The 15,859-nt window shown below is 67.8% G+C and carries 12 protein-coding genes and 1 pseudogene; 8 read left to right on the top strand and 5 right to left on the bottom strand.

The annotated features are described in order from the left end of the window. Positions 1-89: 89 nt before the first annotated feature. Positions 90-1,007: an alpha/beta hydrolase-fold protein gene (locus AWC03_RS23220; RefSeq protein ID WP_085243031.1), complete on the bottom strand. Its 918-nt coding sequence runs from the start codon at positions 1,005-1,007 to the stop codon at positions 90-92. A gap of 73 nt (positions 1,008-1,080) precedes the next feature. On the opposite strand from AWC03_RS23220, the gene AWC03_RS23215 reads away from it, so the two are divergent. After that, complete coding sequence (locus tag AWC03_RS23215) at positions 1,081-1,743, top strand: TetR/AcrR family transcriptional regulator (RefSeq protein ID WP_085243030.1); 663 nt, start codon at positions 1,081-1,083, stop codon at positions 1,741-1,743. On the opposite strand, the pseudogene AWC03_RS23210 reads toward AWC03_RS23215, so the two are convergent. Then, positions 1,677-2,425, bottom strand: a pseudogene (locus AWC03_RS23210) (DUF429 domain-containing protein). The gene AWC03_RS23215 and the pseudogene AWC03_RS23210 overlap by 67 nt on opposite strands. 40 nt (positions 2,426-2,465) lie before the next feature. Between AWC03_RS23210 and purB the strand changes: the two are divergent. Genes purB through AWC03_RS23195 form a run of 3 tightly spaced genes read left to right on the top strand, consistent with a single transcriptional unit; the run spans position 2,466 to position 6,144 of the window. Beyond that, on the top strand, positions 2,466-3,884 hold the full coding sequence (gene purB, locus AWC03_RS23205; RefSeq protein ID WP_085243029.1) for an adenylosuccinate lyase: 1,419 nt from the start codon (positions 2,466-2,468) through the stop codon (positions 3,882-3,884). After that, positions 3,881-5,128 (top strand): cytochrome P450, encoded by a 1,248-nt coding sequence (locus AWC03_RS23200; RefSeq protein ID WP_085243028.1) that lies wholly within the window; start codon positions 3,881-3,883, stop codon positions 5,126-5,128. The genes purB and AWC03_RS23200 overlap by 4 nt, the downstream gene beginning before the upstream one ends. Next, a complete protein-coding gene (locus tag AWC03_RS23195) occupies positions 5,125-6,144 on the top strand; it encodes a tellurite resistance/C4-dicarboxylate transporter family protein (RefSeq protein WP_085243027.1) in 1,020 nt (339 codons plus the stop codon). The genes AWC03_RS23200 and AWC03_RS23195 overlap by 4 nt, the downstream gene beginning before the upstream one ends. Here AWC03_RS23195 and AWC03_RS23190 read toward each other — a convergent pair. Continuing rightward, positions 6,109-6,729, bottom strand: a complete 621-nt coding sequence (locus tag AWC03_RS23190) for a hypothetical protein (RefSeq protein ID WP_085243026.1) — start codon at positions 6,727-6,729, stop codon at positions 6,109-6,111. The genes AWC03_RS23195 and AWC03_RS23190 overlap by 36 nt on opposite strands. 64 nt (positions 6,730-6,793) lie before the next feature. On the opposite strand from AWC03_RS23190, the gene AWC03_RS23185 reads away from it, so the two are divergent. Both AWC03_RS23185 and AWC03_RS23180 read left to right on the top strand, forming a co-directional pair. After that, positions 6,794-7,681 (top strand): phosphoribosylaminoimidazolesuccinocarboxamide synthase, encoded by an 888-nt coding sequence (locus AWC03_RS23185; RefSeq protein WP_085243025.1) that lies wholly within the window; start codon positions 6,794-6,796, stop codon positions 7,679-7,681. After that, positions 7,678-9,831, top strand: a complete 2,154-nt coding sequence (locus AWC03_RS23180) for a S9 family peptidase (RefSeq protein ID WP_085243024.1) — start codon at positions 7,678-7,680, stop codon at positions 9,829-9,831. Before AWC03_RS23185 ends, AWC03_RS23180 begins: the two co-directional genes overlap by 4 nt. Before the next feature lie 34 nt (positions 9,832-9,865). Here the strand turns inward: AWC03_RS23180 and AWC03_RS23175 are convergent, their stop codons facing one another. Together AWC03_RS23175 and AWC03_RS23170 are read right to left on the bottom strand one after the other, a co-directional pair. Then, the gene (locus AWC03_RS23175) at positions 9,866-11,485 is read right to left on the bottom strand and encodes a DHA2 family efflux MFS transporter permease subunit (protein ID WP_085243023.1); all 1,620 of its coding nucleotides are present in this window, start codon (positions 11,483-11,485) and stop codon (positions 9,866-9,868) included. Positions 11,486-11,639: 154 nt separating this feature from the next. After that, positions 11,640-13,259, bottom strand: a complete 1,620-nt coding sequence (locus AWC03_RS23170; protein ID WP_244275074.1) for a DHA2 family efflux MFS transporter permease subunit — start codon at positions 13,257-13,259, stop codon at positions 11,640-11,642. 146 nt (positions 13,260-13,405) lie between these two features. Here AWC03_RS23170 and AWC03_RS23165 point away from each other — a divergent pair, with 146 nt between their 5' ends. Together AWC03_RS23165 and AWC03_RS23160 are read left to right on the top strand one after the other, a co-directional pair. Next, the gene (locus tag AWC03_RS23165; RefSeq protein WP_085243021.1) at positions 13,406-14,110 is read left to right on the top strand and encodes a DUF2334 domain-containing protein; all 705 of its coding nucleotides are present in this window, start codon (positions 13,406-13,408) and stop codon (positions 14,108-14,110) included. Between the two features lie 48 nt (positions 14,111-14,158). Continuing rightward, on the top strand, positions 14,159-15,826 hold the full coding sequence (locus AWC03_RS23160) for an FAD-binding dehydrogenase (RefSeq protein ID WP_085243020.1): 1,668 nt from the start codon (positions 14,159-14,161) through the stop codon (positions 15,824-15,826). Positions 15,827-15,859: the final 33 nt, after the last annotated feature.

Below are 15,859 nucleotides of genomic sequence, written 5' to 3'. Positions count from 1 at the left end.
CGCCCGCGCTATCAAATCCGAGCGCCGCACGGTGCCAGGGTCATGGTGTTGGAGTGACTCGTGTGACGCGGGCTCGACGCAACACGCTCCTAGGCCGTCAGTAGCGGCGCCATCCAGGTCAGCTCGGCCGGCAGCTGCGAGCTCCAGAACTCTCCGTTGTGTCCTCCGGGCGAGAACCCGCCCGCGGGCGGATGGGGCAGTTGCGCGATGAACTGCTTGGTCGCGGCGTAGAACGGGTCGCTGTCGCCACAGTCCACCCGGATCGGGATCGACGCCAGCGCGGGCATGCCGAACACCGAGTTCGCGGCGAAGTCGTCGGGCCCGTCGAACGCGCCCGGCGCCGCCGCGCCGGGGGAGAGCCACAGTGCGGGACTGACCGCGCAGATCGCCGCGGTGCGTGCCGGACCCAGCCGGCCGCCGAGCAGCAACGCGCCGTACCCGCCCATCGACCAACCCAGAAACGCCACCCGCGAGGTGTCCAGGTTCTGGCCGCCGAGCATCGGAATGAGCTCGTCGAGCACCATGGCCCCGCTGTCCTCGCCGGAAGCCCGCTTGTGCCAATAGCTGCCGCCGCCGTCGACGGCGACCACCGCAAACGGCGGCAGCCCCGCGCTGACGGCCTGCGCCAGACCCTGTTCCACGCCGCCGGCCATCACCGTGGCGGCGTCACTGCCCTTGCCGTGCAGCGCGATCACCGGCCGCAGCGCCTTGGTCTGGCCGGGCGGGCGTGCGATGGCCCAGTTGGTGTTGATCCCGCCGCGCGCCGCCGAGACGAAGGAACCGGTCACCATGGTGGGCGCGGGTTGTCCCGGCGGAGCGGGCTCGCGAGGCGCGCTCGGCGGCGGCGCGAGCGGCGCCTCGGTGCCGGCCGGTGACAGCGGCAGTGCTTGAGATGGCCGGGGCTTGAACAGGATGTCCAGCCCATACGTGCCCACTGCGCCGGCGGCGGCGCCGGCACCGAGGCCCAGCAGGGCGCGGCGGCTCAAGTCGGGCATGCCGGCCATCATGCCACGGTGGTCTGGCTGGCCGTTTGGCGGAAATGGCAATGCAGTACCACTTTGACTGGCACGATGGCTACTCGTGACGTCAGCAGTCACTCCCAAGGGAGAGCGTCGGCGGTATGCGCTGGTGAGCGCCGCGGCCGAGTTGCTCGCCGAAGGCGGATTCGAGGCGGTGGGTCACCGCGCGGTCGCTCGGCGGGCCGGCCTGCCGCTGGCGTCGACCACGTATTACTTCTCGTCCCTTGACGATTTGATCGCGCGCGCCGTCGAACACATCGCGATGATCGAGGTGGCGCAGCTGCGGTCACGGGTGTCTGCCCTGTCCCGGCGTCGTCGCGGACCCGAAACCATCGCCGAGGTGTTGGTCGACCTGCTCGTCGGAGACGTGTCCAGCCCGGGCCTCAGCGACCAGTTGATCTCACGCTACGAGCGACACATCGCATGCACCCGGCTGCCCGCGTTGCGCGAGACCATGCGTCGCAGCCTGCGCCAGCGCGCCGAGGCGGTGGCCGAGGCCATCGAGCGATCGGGCCGCACGGTGCACATCGAGTTGGTGTGCACGCTGATCTGTGCGATTGACGGTTGCGTGGTGTCGGCATTGGTGGAGGGCCGCGATCCGCGCGCGGTGGCGTTGGGCACGGTGATCGATCTGATCGAGGTGCTCGCGCCCATCGATCAGCGGCCGGTGCGGTCGGCCGGCAACGACGGCGTCACGATGCATCCGGTGGCGAAGTCGCCGTAGATGGTCACGTCCGCCGGGCAGCGTTGCGCGAACAACGCCACGTAGGCACAGACGACGGCATCGACCGGATCCTCGGCGCGGCGCAGCTCGGATTTGCGCTGGGCGGTGGTCACGCGGTGGCGGAGCCGAACCCAATCTTCGTGGCCCGCCACGTGCAAGGGCACCGCAGCGTGCGCGAGCTTTTCGATGCCGTCCATCAACACGAGCAGCTCCGCTTTGAGCTGGTCGATTCCCCGGCCGGGCTTGGCCTTGTACTTGAGCGTTCGCGCCAGCCGGAAGAACACCACGGTCGCCGGATGGGGGTAGACCTCGATGGCACGGCGCGGGGCCGATGACCGCGGGTCCAGGTCGAGCCCCATCGCGTGTGCCAGGCGCGCCGCACGCGGCCCGTCGGCGAACTCCGGTTTCGCCGTGTTGGCCGGGTGTGCGCCGCCTCGAACCTGCGAAAGTCGCGGTTGAGCGCCGCCTCGGCGGGACGCTGGCCCGTCGGGTTGGTCACCACCAGCGGCGCGTCGAAGGCGACCAGGCAATCCCCCCGCAGCACATAGGGGGACAACGCGGCGAGCACCTCGGCGTCGTCGCCGGCCGCGCCGACGTGCACGAGGAGTCCCCGCGAGTCGACGACCGCGACCCCGGTGGGGTTGCGCCCGGCCCAGGCCAGATCGACGCCGGCGAAGTACATCCTGCCTAGGGTAGGGCGGCGGATCGTAAGCTCTATGTCTGTGAGCATTCCGAATGTCCTGGCCGCCCGGTACGCCAGCGCGGAGATGGTCGCGATCTGGTCGCCGGAGGCCAAGGTCGTCGCGGAGCGCCGGCTGTGGGTCGCGGTGCTGCGGGCGCAGGCGGAACTCGGGGTGGACGTTCCGCAGGGCGCCATCGCCGACTACGAGCGGGTACTCGAGGACGTCGATTTGTCCTCGATCGCGGAGCGGGAGCGGGCGCTGCGCCACGACGTCAAGGCCCGCATCGAAGAGTTCAACGCGCTGGCCGGTCACGAGCACGTGCACAAGGGCATGACCAGCCGCGACCTGACCGAAAACGTGGAGCAGCTGCAGATCCGGCGATCCCTGGAAGTGGTCTTCTCCCATGGGATCGCGGTGGCGGCGCGGCTCGCCGAGCGTGCGGTGGCCTACCGCGACCTGGTGATGGCCGGGCGCAGCCACAACGTCGCCGCGCAGGCCACCACGTTGGGCAAGCGGTTCGCGTCCGCCGCGCAAGAGACGCTGATCGCGCTGACCCGGCTGCGCGAGCTGATCGACCGCTACCCCCTGCGCGGCATCAAGGGCCCGATGGGCACCGCCCAAGACATGCTGGACCTGCTGGACGGCAACCCGGCCAAGCTGGCCGAACTCGAGTCTCGCGTGGCCGAATTCCTCGGCTTCGCAACCGTTTTGACCAGCGTCGGACAGGTGTATCCGCGTTCGCTCGACCACGACGTGCTCTCCGCTCTGGTGCAGCTCGGTGCCGGCCCGTCGTCGATGGCCCACACCATTCGGCTGATGGCCGGGCACGAGCTCGTCACCGAGGGATTCGCCCCGGGCCAGGTCGGCTCCTCGGCGATGCCGCACAAGATGAACACCCGCAGCTGCGAACGGGTGAACGGGTTGCAGGTGGTGCTGCGCGGTTACGCCTCGATGGCCGCCGAGCTGGCGGGCGCGCAGTGGAACGAGGGTGATGTGTTCTGTTCTGTGGTGCGCCGGGTTGCGTTGCCGGACAGCTTCTTTGCCATCGACGGTCAGATCGAGACGTTCCTGACCGTCCTCGACGAGTTCGGCGCCTACCCCGCGGTGATCGCCCGCGAACTGGATCGCTACCTGCCGTTCCTGGCCACCACCAAGGTGCTCATCGCCGCGGTCCGCGCCGGCATGGGGCGCGAGGCCGCGCACCATGTGATCCGCGAACACGCGGTCGCCGCGGCCCTGGCCATGCGCGAGCGCGGCGCCGAGCCCGACCTGCTGGAGCGGTTGGCCGCCGACGAGCGGCTGCCACTGGACCGGGCGGCGTTGGATGCGGCGCTCGCCGACAAGGAGGCGTTCATCGGTGCCGCCGGTGACCAGGTGGACGAGGTGGCCGCGTTGGTGGACGCATTGGTGAGCCGCTATCCGGACGCCGCCAAGTACGCGCCGGGCGCGATCCTGTGACTCTCGCCGGCGCGCTCGCGGGGATCGACTTCACCGATCTCGACAATTTCGCCAACGGTTTCCCGCATGAGCTGTTCGCCATCCACCGGCGCGAGGCCCCCGTCTACTGGCACGAGCCAACGGAGAACACGCCCGACGGCGAAGGCTTTTGGTCGGTCGCCACCTATGCGGAAACGCTTGAGGTGCTGAAGGATCCGGCGACCTTCTCGTCGGTCACCGGCGGCGGGCGGCCGTACGGCGGCACGCTGTTGCAGGACCTGGCCATTGCCGGCCAGGTGCTCAACATGATGGACGACCCGCGCCACTCACAGATCCGGCGACTCGTCAGCTCGGGGCTGACGCCGCGAATGATCCGGCTGGTCGAAGACGACCTGCGGGTGCGGGCTCGCCGGCTGTTGGATGCCGTGGTGCCCGGTGAACCGTTCGACTTTCTGGTCGACATCGCCGCGGAGCTGCCGATGCAGATGATCTGCATCCTGCTGGGAGTGCCCGAGTCCGAACGGCATTGGCTGTTCGAAGCCATCGAGCCGCAGTTCGACTTCGGCGGTTCGCGCAAGGCAGCGCTTTCTCAGTTGTCGGTCGAAGAGGCCGGGTCGCGGATGTACGACTACGGCCGGCAGTTGATCGCATCGAAGCGGGCGGAGCCGACCGAGGACATGCTGTCGGTTGTCGCGAACGCGATGGTCGACGATGCGGATGCGCCGTCGCTGTCGGATCTCGAGCTGTACCTGTTCTTCAGCCTGCTCTTCAGCGCCGGCGCCGAGACGACGCGCAACGCGGTTGCCGGTGGTCTGCTGGCGCTGGCCCAGCGTCCAGATCAACTGCGGGCGCTGCGTGCGGATCTCGACGCGCTGCCGACCGCCGTCGAGGAGATCGTGCGGTGGACGTCGCCGTCACCGTCCAAGCGCCGCACCGCCACCCGCGAGGTGACGCTCGGCGGTCAGTGCGTCGAGGCGGGGCAGAAGGTTCAGATCTGGGAGGGCTCGGCGAATCGCGACGCCGCCGTATTCGAGCGCGCCGGTGAATTCGACATCACCCGAAAGCCGAACCCGCACCTGGGATTTGGCCAAGGCGTGCACTATTGCCTGGGCGCCAACCTGGCCCGGCTGGAACTGCGGGTGCTCTACGAGGAGCTGTTTTCGCGGTTCGGGGCCGTGCGGGTGGTGCGGCCGGTCGAATGGGCTCGCAGTAACCGGCATACCGGCATCCGGCACCTGGTGGTGGAACTCTTCGAGGACCCGTGAGGGTCGGGCGCGCCGATGTCGAGCCGGCACCGGACGTCTTCGCCGCTGTGATGGCAACCGGGATCCTGTCGATCGCCGCCCGCGACCACGGCTACGGCCGCATCAGTGACACGCTGGGCGTCGTCGCGACCGCCGGCCTGGTCTTCCTGGTGGTTCTGGTGGTCGCGACGACCCTGGGCGGCCGTCGCAGGTCGCGCTGGGATCTGACGGATCCCGATGTCACCCTTCGGTTGTTCACCTTCGTCGCCGCCTGCGCGGTGATCGACACCCGGCTGCAGTCCAACGTGTGGGCGTTGCGGGCGCTCGGCGCGGTTGCGCTGTGCTCGTGGCTGGTGCTGATCGGGCTGAGTTCGCGGAACGTGGTGTCGCGCCGGTGGGCCACGCTGCGTTCTCACGCCCACGGGGCGTGGGAACTGGGCAGCGTGGGGACCTCCGGGCTGGCGATCGTGATCGCCCGGGCGGCGTATCACACCGGCCATCGCTGGTGGCTGGCCCCGGCCGTGGCGGTGTGGGTTTCGGCCCTCCTCATCTACGCGCTGACGACCTGGCTGATCCTCTGGCGGGTCGTCAGCGAGCGGCGGTACCGGGAGGGGTTGGAGCCGGACAGCTGGATCCTGATGGGCGGCATGGCGATTGCGACGCTGGCCGGGGACAGCATTCATGCGCTGGCTCCGGCGTGGCTGGCCGGGCCGGTGCGCACTGGCACCGTCGTGACGTGGTTGGCGGCGACCCTGTGGATACCGCCGCTGATCTACCTCGGCCTGCGCCGCATCAGCCGCCGTCCCAACATGCTGCGGTTCGCCGGCGTGTGGTGGGCTTTCGTCTTTCCGCTCGGCATGTATTCCGCGGCCAGTTATGCCATGGCGGCCGAGCTCGGCCACCGGTCGTTGCTGACGGTTTCGCTGGTGTTCTTCTGGGATGCGTTGGCGGCCTGGCTGGTCGTCGTCGTGGCCGGTCTGCTGGTCTTCGGCCGCGCGCAGCTACATTCCGCGAATCGAGATGCCGGCCGCCCGTAATTCGAGCGCCGCCAGGGCGCGGATGGTGAGTGGGTCTTCGCGGCGCCACCCGCCGACCGGGTCCGCGCTGACCGCGGCGAGCTGCCCCGGCGGCCGGTTGGTCAACGCCCGCAGGGCCAGCAGCTGCTCCCCGGCCGGGGACGCTGCCAGGGCGCTCACCGTCAACTTGCGTCGAAAGAACCGCAGCCGCAGCAAGAGCCACGGCACATCCGCCATGAGGATCGGGACCGCGACGACGGCCATCGCGAGCAGGATCGCCAGCCAGCTTGCGGTGGAGTCCAGGTCGTGGCCCGCGCCGGCGAGGTCCAGCGCTGCCTGGCTCGCGGAGTTCAACGGCTTGCTGACCGCGTCCCCGACGACCGGGATCTGCTGGGCGCCGTGGCCCGCCGACGCCAGGTTCCCGGCGATGCCGTGCGCCCCACTCTCGACCTGTCGGCCGGCCTCGGCGATCGTCGACACGGCGTCGTACACCGCCAGCCCGACGAGCAGCCACAACGCCGTCCACATGATGACGGCGACGTCGCTGAGCAGCTGGGCCATCAGTCGACCGGGGCGGGTGGAATAGGGCAGAAACCGCGGTGTCATAGTCCCGATCCCAGCACAGCTCCCGACGCATGTGCCCGCCCGAGGCGCCCGATAGGCTGACCCGATGCGCCCTGCACTGTCCGATTACCAGCACCTGGCCAGCGGCAAGGTGCGCGAGATCTATCGCGTCGACGACGAACATCTGCTGCTGGTCGCGACCGACCGGATCTCGGCGTACGACTACATTCTCGACAGCACCATCCCGGACAAAGGCCGCATCCTGACCGCGATGAGCGTCTTCTTCTTCGGTCTGGTCGACGCACCCAACCATCTGGCCGGTCCGCCGGACGACCCACGCATCCCTGACGAGGTGCTGGGCCGTGGGCTGGTGGTGCGGCGGCTGGACATGCTTCCGGTGGAGTGTGTCGCGCGGGGTTACCTCACCGGGTCGGGATTGCTCGACTACCAGGCGACCGGAAAGGTGTGCGGCATCGACCTGCCGCCGGGCCTGGTGGAAGCCAGCAAGTTCTCCGAACCTCTGTTCACCCCGGCCACGAAAGCCGCGCTGGGGGACCACGACGAGAACATCTCGTTCGACAGGGTGATCGAGTTGGTGGGCGGGGTGCGCGCCAACCAACTGCGCGACCGCACGCTGCAGACCTACGTTCAGGCCGCCGACCACGCCCTGACGAAGGGAATCATCATCGCAGACACCAAGTTCGAATTCGGCACCGATCGCGACGGCAACCTGCTGCTCGCCGACGAGATCTTCACGCCCGACTCCTCGCGGTACTGGCCGGCCGAGGATTACCGGGTGGGGGTGGTGCAGACGAGTTTCGACAAACAGTTCGTCCGTAACTGGCTCACGAGTCCCGAGTCCGGCTGGGACCGCCACGGCTCACAGCCGCCGCCACCGCTGCCCGACCACATCATCAATGCCACCCGGGGCCGCTATATCGATGCCTACGAACGTATTTCCGGGCTGAGTTTCGCTGACTGGATCGGCGCATGACGGAAACGCGCGCCGACGCAGCGACCAGCGAGCGGGACGTTCCCCCCGTACCACCGGCCGCCAAGCGGCAGGACACCAGACGCGAGCATCACGGAGACGTCTTCATCGACCCCTACGAATGGCTGCGGGACAAGTCCAACCCCGAAGTCATCGCCTACCTGGAGGCGGAAAACGACTACGTCGACCAGATGACGGCCGATCTCGAACCGTTGCGGCAGAAGATCTTCGACGAGATCAAGGCGCGTACCAAGGAGACCGACCTGTCGGTGCCGACGCGGCAGCGCGACTGGTGGTATTACGCCCGAACCTTCGAAGGAAAGCAGTACCGGGTCCAGTGTCGTTGCCCGATAAGCGATCCCGACGACTGGGATCCGCCGATCCTCGATGAGGACACCGAGATTCCCGGCGAGCAGATCCTGCTCGACTCGAACGCCGAGGCGCAGGGCCACGAGTTCTTCGCGCTCGGCGCCGCCACCGTCAGCCTGGACGGGAACCTGCTGGCGTATTCGGTCGACGTCGTCGGCGACGAACGCTATACGCTGCGGTTCAAGGACCTGCGCACCGGCGAGCTGTACCGCGACGAGATCCCCGACATCGGGGCGGGGGCGACCTGGGCGGCCGACAACCGCACCGTTTATTACCTGACTCTGGATGCGGCCCACCGCCCCGACAAGGTCTGGCGCTACCGCGTGGGCTCCGGCGAGCCGTCGGAGCTGGTGTACCACGAGGCCGACGAACGGTTCTGGCTTGGCGTGGGGCTCACCCGCAGCGAGGCCTACATCTTCATCGCATCGGGCTCGTCGATCACCTCCGAGTACCGGTACGCCGATGCCGCCGACCCGCATGCACAGTTCACCGTGGTGCTGCCGCGGCGCGACGGCGTCGAGTACGCAGTCGAACATGCGGTGGTCGGCGGGCAGGACACGTTTCTGATCCTGCACAACCACGACGCGGTGAACTTCACGCTGGCCGAGGCGCCGGTCAGTGACCCGACCCGGCAGCGAACGCTGATCCCGCACCGCGACGACGTGCGGCTCGACGGGGTGGATGCTTTCGCCGGCCATCTGGTCGTCAGCTACCGGCGGGAGGCGTTGCCCCGGCTCCAGGTGTGGGGCATCGAACCCGAGGGGCAGTACGGTCGGCCCGAGGAGATCGCCTTCGACTCCGAGTTGATGTGCGCCGGTGCCGCCGGCAACCCGAGCTGGGATGCGCCCAAGCTGCGGATCAGGGCGGGGTCGCTGGTCGTCCCGGCGCGGGTGTACGACATCGACTTCGCCACCGGTGAACGCACGTTGCTCCGCGAGCAACCGGTCCTCGGTGGTTACCGCACCGAGGACTACGTGGAGCGGCGGGACTGGGCACTTGCCGAAGACGGCACCCGAATCCCGGTGTCCATCGTGCACCGCGCCGGTATCGAATCCCCGGCGCCGGCCTTGCTTTACGGATACGGCGCCTACGAGATATGCACCGATCCCAGCTTTTCCATCGCCCGGTTGTCGCTGCTGGACCGCGGCATGGTGTTCGCCATCGCCCATGTCCGCGGCGGCGGTGAGATGGGCCGGCCGTGGTACGAGCACGGCAAGCTACTGGAGAAGAAGAACACCTTCACCGACTTCGTCGCGGTGGCAAGGCACTTGGTCGACACGGGAGTCACGCGGCCCCGGCAACTGGTGGCGTTGGGCGGCAGCGCGGGCGGCCTGCTGATGGGGGCGATCGCCAACCTGGCGCCGGAGCTCTTCGCCGGGATCCTCGCGCAAGTCCCGTTCGTCGACCCACTGACGACCATCCTGGATCCCTCGTTGCCGCTGACGGTCACCGAGTGGGACGAATGGGGAAACCCGTTGCAGGACAAGGACGTCTACTTCTACATGAAGTCCTATTCGCCCTACGAGAATGTCGAGAGCAAGCGGTATCCGGCCATTCTGGCGATGACTTCGCTGAACGACACCCGGGTCTACTACGTCGAGCCCGCCAAGTGGGTGGCGGCGTTGCGCCACGCCAACGGCAGCGGCAGCCCGGTCCTGCTCAAGACCCAGATGAATGCCGGGCACGGCGGAGTCAGCGGTCGCTACAAGGCGTGGCAGGAAACCGCATTCCAGTACGCCTGGCTGCTAGCTGTCGCCTCCGGCCAGCGCGACGGCGGCGGCTGAAAGCGACGATCTTGCTTCGACGGCGACGGCAAGGTCACTCGCCGGCTACGTGGCTCGGCACCTTCTTCGGCAAGAACCACGCCGGAATGATCGTCAACGCGACCAGCACCACAGCCAGCACGAACACCACCGTGTAAGCGTGCGACAGGCTGGTCATGAGGTTGCTCGCGAAATCCGGGCTGGCCGTTTGCCTCGGAATGGCGGACGGGTCGACCGCCTGCCCGCGCCTGGCGGCGTCGCCTTGCAGAGCCGCCAGCGTGTTTGCGCTGGCGATGTATGCGTTGTGGTTGAACTGATTGGTCAGGATCACCGCCATCAGCGCCGCCCCGACCGAGCCGCCGATCTGTTGGTTGACGCTCATCAGCGTCGTCCCGCGGGCGATCTGATGCGGCGCCAGCGACTGCATGAGCACCGCGTTGAGCGGCGTCGTGGTGAAGCCTATGCCCAGGCCCATGATCGTCAACCCGGCCAGCAGGGTCGGTTGGTATGCGGTCTGCTTGGCCACTCCGAAGGTGAATACGCCGAGGCCCGCGGCCATCAGCGCCAAGCCGACCACCACGATCTTGCCCGGCCCCCGTCGGTCTACGTAGGCCCCGCCGAGCGGCATCGTCACCAGGGCACCGACCCCTACCGGCACCATGTGCAGGCCGGCCTGCATCGGGGTTTCGTGGTGCACGACCTGGAAATAGCTGGGGACCAATAGCCCGGCACCGACGAAGGCGACGGCGAACACCAGCAACGTCACGTTGACCTCGGTGACCACGCTGTTTCGGAAAAGCCTCAGGTCGATCAGCGGATGATCCGCGCGGTACCAGGCATGCCAGACGAACGCGGTGATCAAGGCGAGCCCGAGGAGCGCCGGTACCAAAACGTAGCGGTCGGCCACCGTGCCCCGCCCCGGGATGGACGACACGCCGATCAGGAAGGCGGCCACGCCGGGCGACAGCAGGAGAACGCCGACGAAGTCGAATGCCTCCGAGGGGGCCGAGCGATCTTTGGCGAACATGATTGCTGCGAGCGCGAACGCCGCGAGGCCGACCGGCAGGTTGACCAAAAAGATCCATTTCCAGCCGTAAGTGTCGATCAGCCAGCCGCCCAGAATCGGGCCACCGATGGGGCCGAGCAGAATCGGGAGGCCACCGATCGCCATGAGCCGGCCGACGCGCTTCGGCCCGGCCTCGCGAGTCAAGATCACAAAACTCAGCGGCAAAAGCATGCCCCCACCGACACCCTGCAACACCCGAAAGATGATGAGCGTCAAGATATTTGGTGATAACGCGCATAGCAGCGAGCCCAGCGTGAACAGCAGGACCGAACCCATGAAAAGCCGTTTGGTGCCGAAGCGGTCGGCCGCCCAACCCGTTATCGGGATCACCGTCGCAAAGGCGAGCATGTAGCCGGCGATCGTCCAGGAGACGATGGCCTGGGTGGAGCCGAATTGCGCGAGGAAGGTGGGCTGTGCGACGAGTACGACGGTGTTGTCCAGGATCGCCATGATGCAGGCCAGCCCGCACACGCCGGCGATGCGGAGCAGCGCAGCGTCCAGTTTGTCTGGAGACTCGTGTCGGTCCGTGTCCGGTCGCGCGGTTGAAGCGGGCTCGCCCGCGGCGTCGGAAGGGGCGGAATAGGCCTTCTGCATCGTGTCCCCGAGCATATCGACTCCCATACCCGCCCGCGGAGGCTTTCAGACGTTTGGCCCCACCGGCGCTTTTTTTGCTGGCCAGGCGGGTGACCGGTGGTCGGACCGTCAACGATGTCGCTGCAGATCCAGCGCTGTGCGCGCCTCGACACCGCTCGAGCGGATGCGGCTATTCACCCACTGTTTGGCTCGCCGGCTTTTTCGGCAGAAACGACGCCGGAATGATCGTCGACACCACCAAAACCACCGCGATCACAAATACCGCCGAATAGGCATGGGACAGGTCATGCACCACGTTGGGCCAAAAACCGGTGCTCAGCGCCTGCCGCGGTATTGCCGACTGGTCAACCGGGACCCCGCTGACCGCTGCCTGCTGCCGCAACGCCGCCAGCTTGTTCGAGGCGGCGATGTTTTCACTTCGGTTGAACTCATTGGTCAGGATCATCGACATCAGCGCGGTGCCCATCGATCCGCCGACCTGGTGACTGACGCTCATCAGCGTCGTGCCCCGGGCGATCTGATGCGGGGCCAGCGCCTGCACGGACGCGACGGACAGCGGCATCATGGTGCACCCCATGCCGAGGCCCATGATTGCCAGGCCGATGAGCAAAGTGGGCAGGTAGTCGGCCTGCCTGGCGACGCCGACGGCGAAGGTGCCCAGGCCGGCCGTGATCAGCGCGATGCCGACCAGCACGATCTTGCCGGGCCCCTGCCGGTCCACCAACGGCCCGGTCAGCCGCATGGTCAGCATGGCGCCGAGTCCCTGAGGAATCATGCGCAGACCCGCCTGCATCGGGGTTTGGTGCAGCACCTGCTGGAAGTAGCTGGGCAGCAGGAGGCCGGCACCGAAGAACGCGGTGGCGAATACCAGCATCGTCACGTTGGCGTGGGTGAGCACCGGGTTGCGAAACAACCGCAGATCGATGAGGGGGTGATCGGCGCGGCGCCACGCATGCACGACGAACGCGGCGACCAGCGCCAGGCCGATGGCCGCCGGTATCGCCACGTGGCGGTCGGCTACGGTGCCGCAATGCGGGATCGATGAGACCGCGAACAGGAATATGGCCAGGCCGGGTGAGAGCAGCAGCACACCGACGAGGTCGAAGGTTTCCGAGCGCGCCGCGTGGTCCCTGGGAAAGATGATCGCCGCGAGCACGATGGTCAGGAGCCCGATCGGCAGGTTGATCAGGAAGATCCATCGCCAGCTGGAGGTGTCGATCAGCCAGCCGCCCAGAATCGGGCCACCGATCGGGGCGAGCAACATCGGGATGCTCAGGATCGACATCAGGCGCCCGAGCCGTCGTGGCCCCGCTTCGCGGGTCAAGATCATGAAACTCAGGGGCAGCAGCATGCCGCCACCGACGCCTTGAGCCACCCGAAAGACGATGAGCTGCAGGATATTTGCGGCTACCGCGCACAGCAGCGAGCCCAGCGTGAAGGCCAGCACGGAGCCGATGAAAAGCCGCTTGGTGCCGAACCGGTCGGCCGCCCACCCGGTGATCGGGATTACGGTCGCCAACGCCAGCGTGTAGCCGGCCATCGTCCAGGCGACAACGGCCTGTGAGGACGCGAATTGGTCGATGAAGGTGCGCTGCGCGACGCTGACGACGGTGACGTCCACGATCGCCATCACGGTGGCCAGGATGCAGACGGCGGAAATCCGCAACAGGCCGGCGTCCAGCTTGTCCGGGTAGTCCCGCTCGCCCGCGCCCGGTTGTGGGGCGGGGACGTAAGGTAGCGGGGTGTCGGCCGCTGCGTACGGGGCCTGATCCATGGCGTTGCTTAGCATATCGAACCGATTGACCCCACCGCCCCCCGCTGGCCCTGGCCACCAGCCGCGGATGGGGCGGCACCTGCGGAAGCGCGGTCTCGATATACGTCTGCCGTCTGCGTGTCCTTCACCATTCCGACACCTGAGCTCGTCAAACTGCGGGTGTGGCTGGAAAATTGATCGTCTCGGTCTCGGGGATTGGGGAACGCACCCTGCCCGACGTCGAGGCGTTCTGCGCGCAAATGGATGCCCGCAACGTGCCGGTGTCGCTGTTGGTGGCGCCCCGGCTCAGTGGTGACTATCGACTCGACCGCGACCCCGACACCGTCGAATGGCTGAATACCCGGCGGTCCGGCGGCGACGCCATCGTGCTGCACGGCTATGACGATGCGGCGACCAAGAAGCGCCGCGGTGAATTCGCCATTCTTCGGGCCCACGAGGCCAACCTGCGGCTGATGGCCGCCGACCGGGTGCTCGAGCATCTCGGTTTACGCACCCGTCTGTTCGCCGCGCCCGGCTGGGTGGTGTCCCCGGGAGTCGTCAAGGCGTTACCGGACAACGGTTTTCGGATGCTGGCGGACCTGCACGGCATCACGGACCTGGTTCGGCACGCCACCGTGCGCTCCCGCGTGCTCGGCATCGGCGAAGGCTTCCTCACCGAACCGTGGTGGTGCCGGATGGTGGTGCTGTCCGCGGAGCGGATCGCCCGCCGCGGCGGCGTGGTACGGGTTGCCGTCGCCGCTCGTCACCTGCGCAAACCGGGCCCGCTGCAGGCGATGGTGGACGCGGTCGACCTGTCGTTGATGCACGGCTGCGAACCGACGGTCTACCGCTGGCGGCGCGACAAAGCGATTCTCGACGCGGCCTGAGCAAGCGTCCCCTCGGCTGGCCCGCCGCGGGCACTACCCTGGTCCGACATGAGCGATTCTTCGGCCGGCGCGTTTGGTGCCGACGCCATCGTCGTCGGCGCGGGACTCGCAGGCCTGGTGGCCGCGTGCGAGATGATGGACCGGGGCCTGCGAGTGTTGATCGTCGACCAGGAGAGCAGTGCCAACCTCGGTGGGCAGGCCTTCTGGTCGTTCGGTGGCCTGTTCTTCGTCGACAGCCCCGAGCAGCGCCGGCTGGGGATTCGCGACAGCCACGAACTCGCCCTGCAGGACTGGCTCGGCACGGCGGCGTTCGACCGCCCCGAGGATTACTGGCCACGCCAATGGGCGCACGCCTACGTCGATTTCGCAGCGGGTGAGAAACGCCGGTGGCTACGTGACCGCGGCGTCAAGATTTTTCCGCTGGTGGGCTGGGCCGAACGCGGCGGCTACGACGCTCAGGGCCATGGCAATTCGGTGCCCCGCTTCCACATCACCTGGGGGACCGGGCCTGCTCTGGTCGAGGCGTTCGCCCGCCAGCTGCGGGACCGGTCGACCGTGCGCTTCGCGCACCGTCACCAAGTCGACGAGTTGATCGTCGAAGGCGGCGCGGTGACCGGCGTTCGGGGCACGGTACTGGAGCCTTCTGCTGCGCCGCGGGGCGTGGCGTCGTCGCGAAAAGTCTTGGGGCAATTCGAGTTCCGTGCGGCCGCGGTGATCGTCACCAGCGGCGGCATCGGCGGGAACCACGAGTTGGTACGCCAGAACTGGCCGAAGCGGATGGGCCGGATACCCGAGCAGTTGCTCAGCGGGGTGCCGGCTCACGTGGACGGCAGGATGATCGGCATTTCCGAACGGGCCGGTGCGCGGGTGATCAACCCTGACCGGATGTGGCATTACACCGAGGGCATCACCAACTACGACCCGATCTGGCCGCTGCACGGGATCCGGATCATCCCGGGGCCGTCGTCGCTGTGGCTCGACGCGGCCGGCAAGCGGTTGCCGGTACCGCTTTACCCCGGATTCGACACCCTCGGCACGCTGGAATACATCACCAAGTCCGGGTATGACTACACTTGGTTTGTATTGAACGCCAAGATCATCGAGAAGGAATTCGCCCTTTCGGGGCAGGAGCAGAATCCCGATCTGACGGGGCAGAGCCTGCTCGAGCTACTGCGTAACCGGGCGCGTTCCGGGCCGCCCGGGCCGGTGCAGGCATTCGTCGACCGGGGGGCGGACTTCGTCAGCGCAACCACGTTGCGGGAGTTGGTGACCGCGATGAACAAGCTGCCCGGCGTCGCACCGCTGGACTATGCGACGGTCGAGGCCGAGGTCACCGCCCGCGACCGCGAGGTGGCCAACAAGTTCAGCAAGGACGGCCAGATCACCGCGATCCGCGCCGCGCGCAGCTACCTGGGCGACCGCTTGGGACGGGTGGTGGCCCCGCACCGGCTGACCGATCCGAAGGCCGGGCCGATGATCGCGGTCAAGTTGCACATTCTGACGCGAAAGACGTTGGGCGGCATAGAGACCGATCTGGACGCCCGCGTGCTGACGGCTGACGGCACACCCCTGAATGGGCTGTACGCCGCCGGAGAGGTGGCCGGTTTCGGTGGGGGCGGCGTCCACGGTTACCGCGCCCTGGAAGGCACGTTTCTCGGTGGCTGCATCTTCTCGGGACGCGCCGCCGGCCGCGGCGTCGCCGACGACATCGCCTAACTTGACTGGGCGAGCAGACGCAAAATCGCACTG

This window comes from Mycobacterium europaeum, from assembly GCF_002102155.1.
Taxonomy (GTDB): Bacteria; Actinomycetota; Actinomycetes; order Mycobacteriales; family Mycobacteriaceae; genus Mycobacterium; species Mycobacterium europaeum.
The sequence above is the reverse complement of the archived record's forward strand: the minus strand, read 5'-3'. Positions and strand labels throughout refer to the sequence as shown.

Excerpts from the sequence above, each read along its gene's own strand:
- AWC03_RS23220 (WP_085243031.1), bottom strand. The coding sequence starts at position 1,007 with ATGATGGCCGGCATGCCCGACTTGAGCCGCCGCGCCCTGCTGGGCCTC.
- AWC03_RS23190 (WP_085243026.1), bottom strand. The coding sequence starts at position 6,729 with ATGACACCGCGGTTTCTGCCCTATTCCACCCGCCCCGGTCGACTGATG.
- AWC03_RS23185 (WP_085243025.1), top strand. The coding sequence starts at position 6,794 with ATGCGCCCTGCACTGTCCGATTACCAGCACCTGGCCAGCGGCAAGGTG.
- AWC03_RS23180 (WP_085243024.1), top strand. The coding sequence starts at position 7,678 with ATGACGGAAACGCGCGCCGACGCAGCGACCAGCGAGCGGGACGTTCCC.
- AWC03_RS23175 (WP_085243023.1), bottom strand. The coding sequence starts at position 11,485 with ATGCTCGGGGACACGATGCAGAAGGCCTATTCCGCCCCTTCCGACGCC.
- AWC03_RS23170 (WP_244275074.1), bottom strand. The coding sequence starts at position 13,259 with ATGCTAAGCAACGCCATGGATCAGGCCCCGTACGCAGCGGCCGACACC.
- AWC03_RS23160 (WP_085243020.1), top strand. The coding sequence starts at position 14,159 with ATGAGCGATTCTTCGGCCGGCGCGTTTGGTGCCGACGCCATCGTCGTC.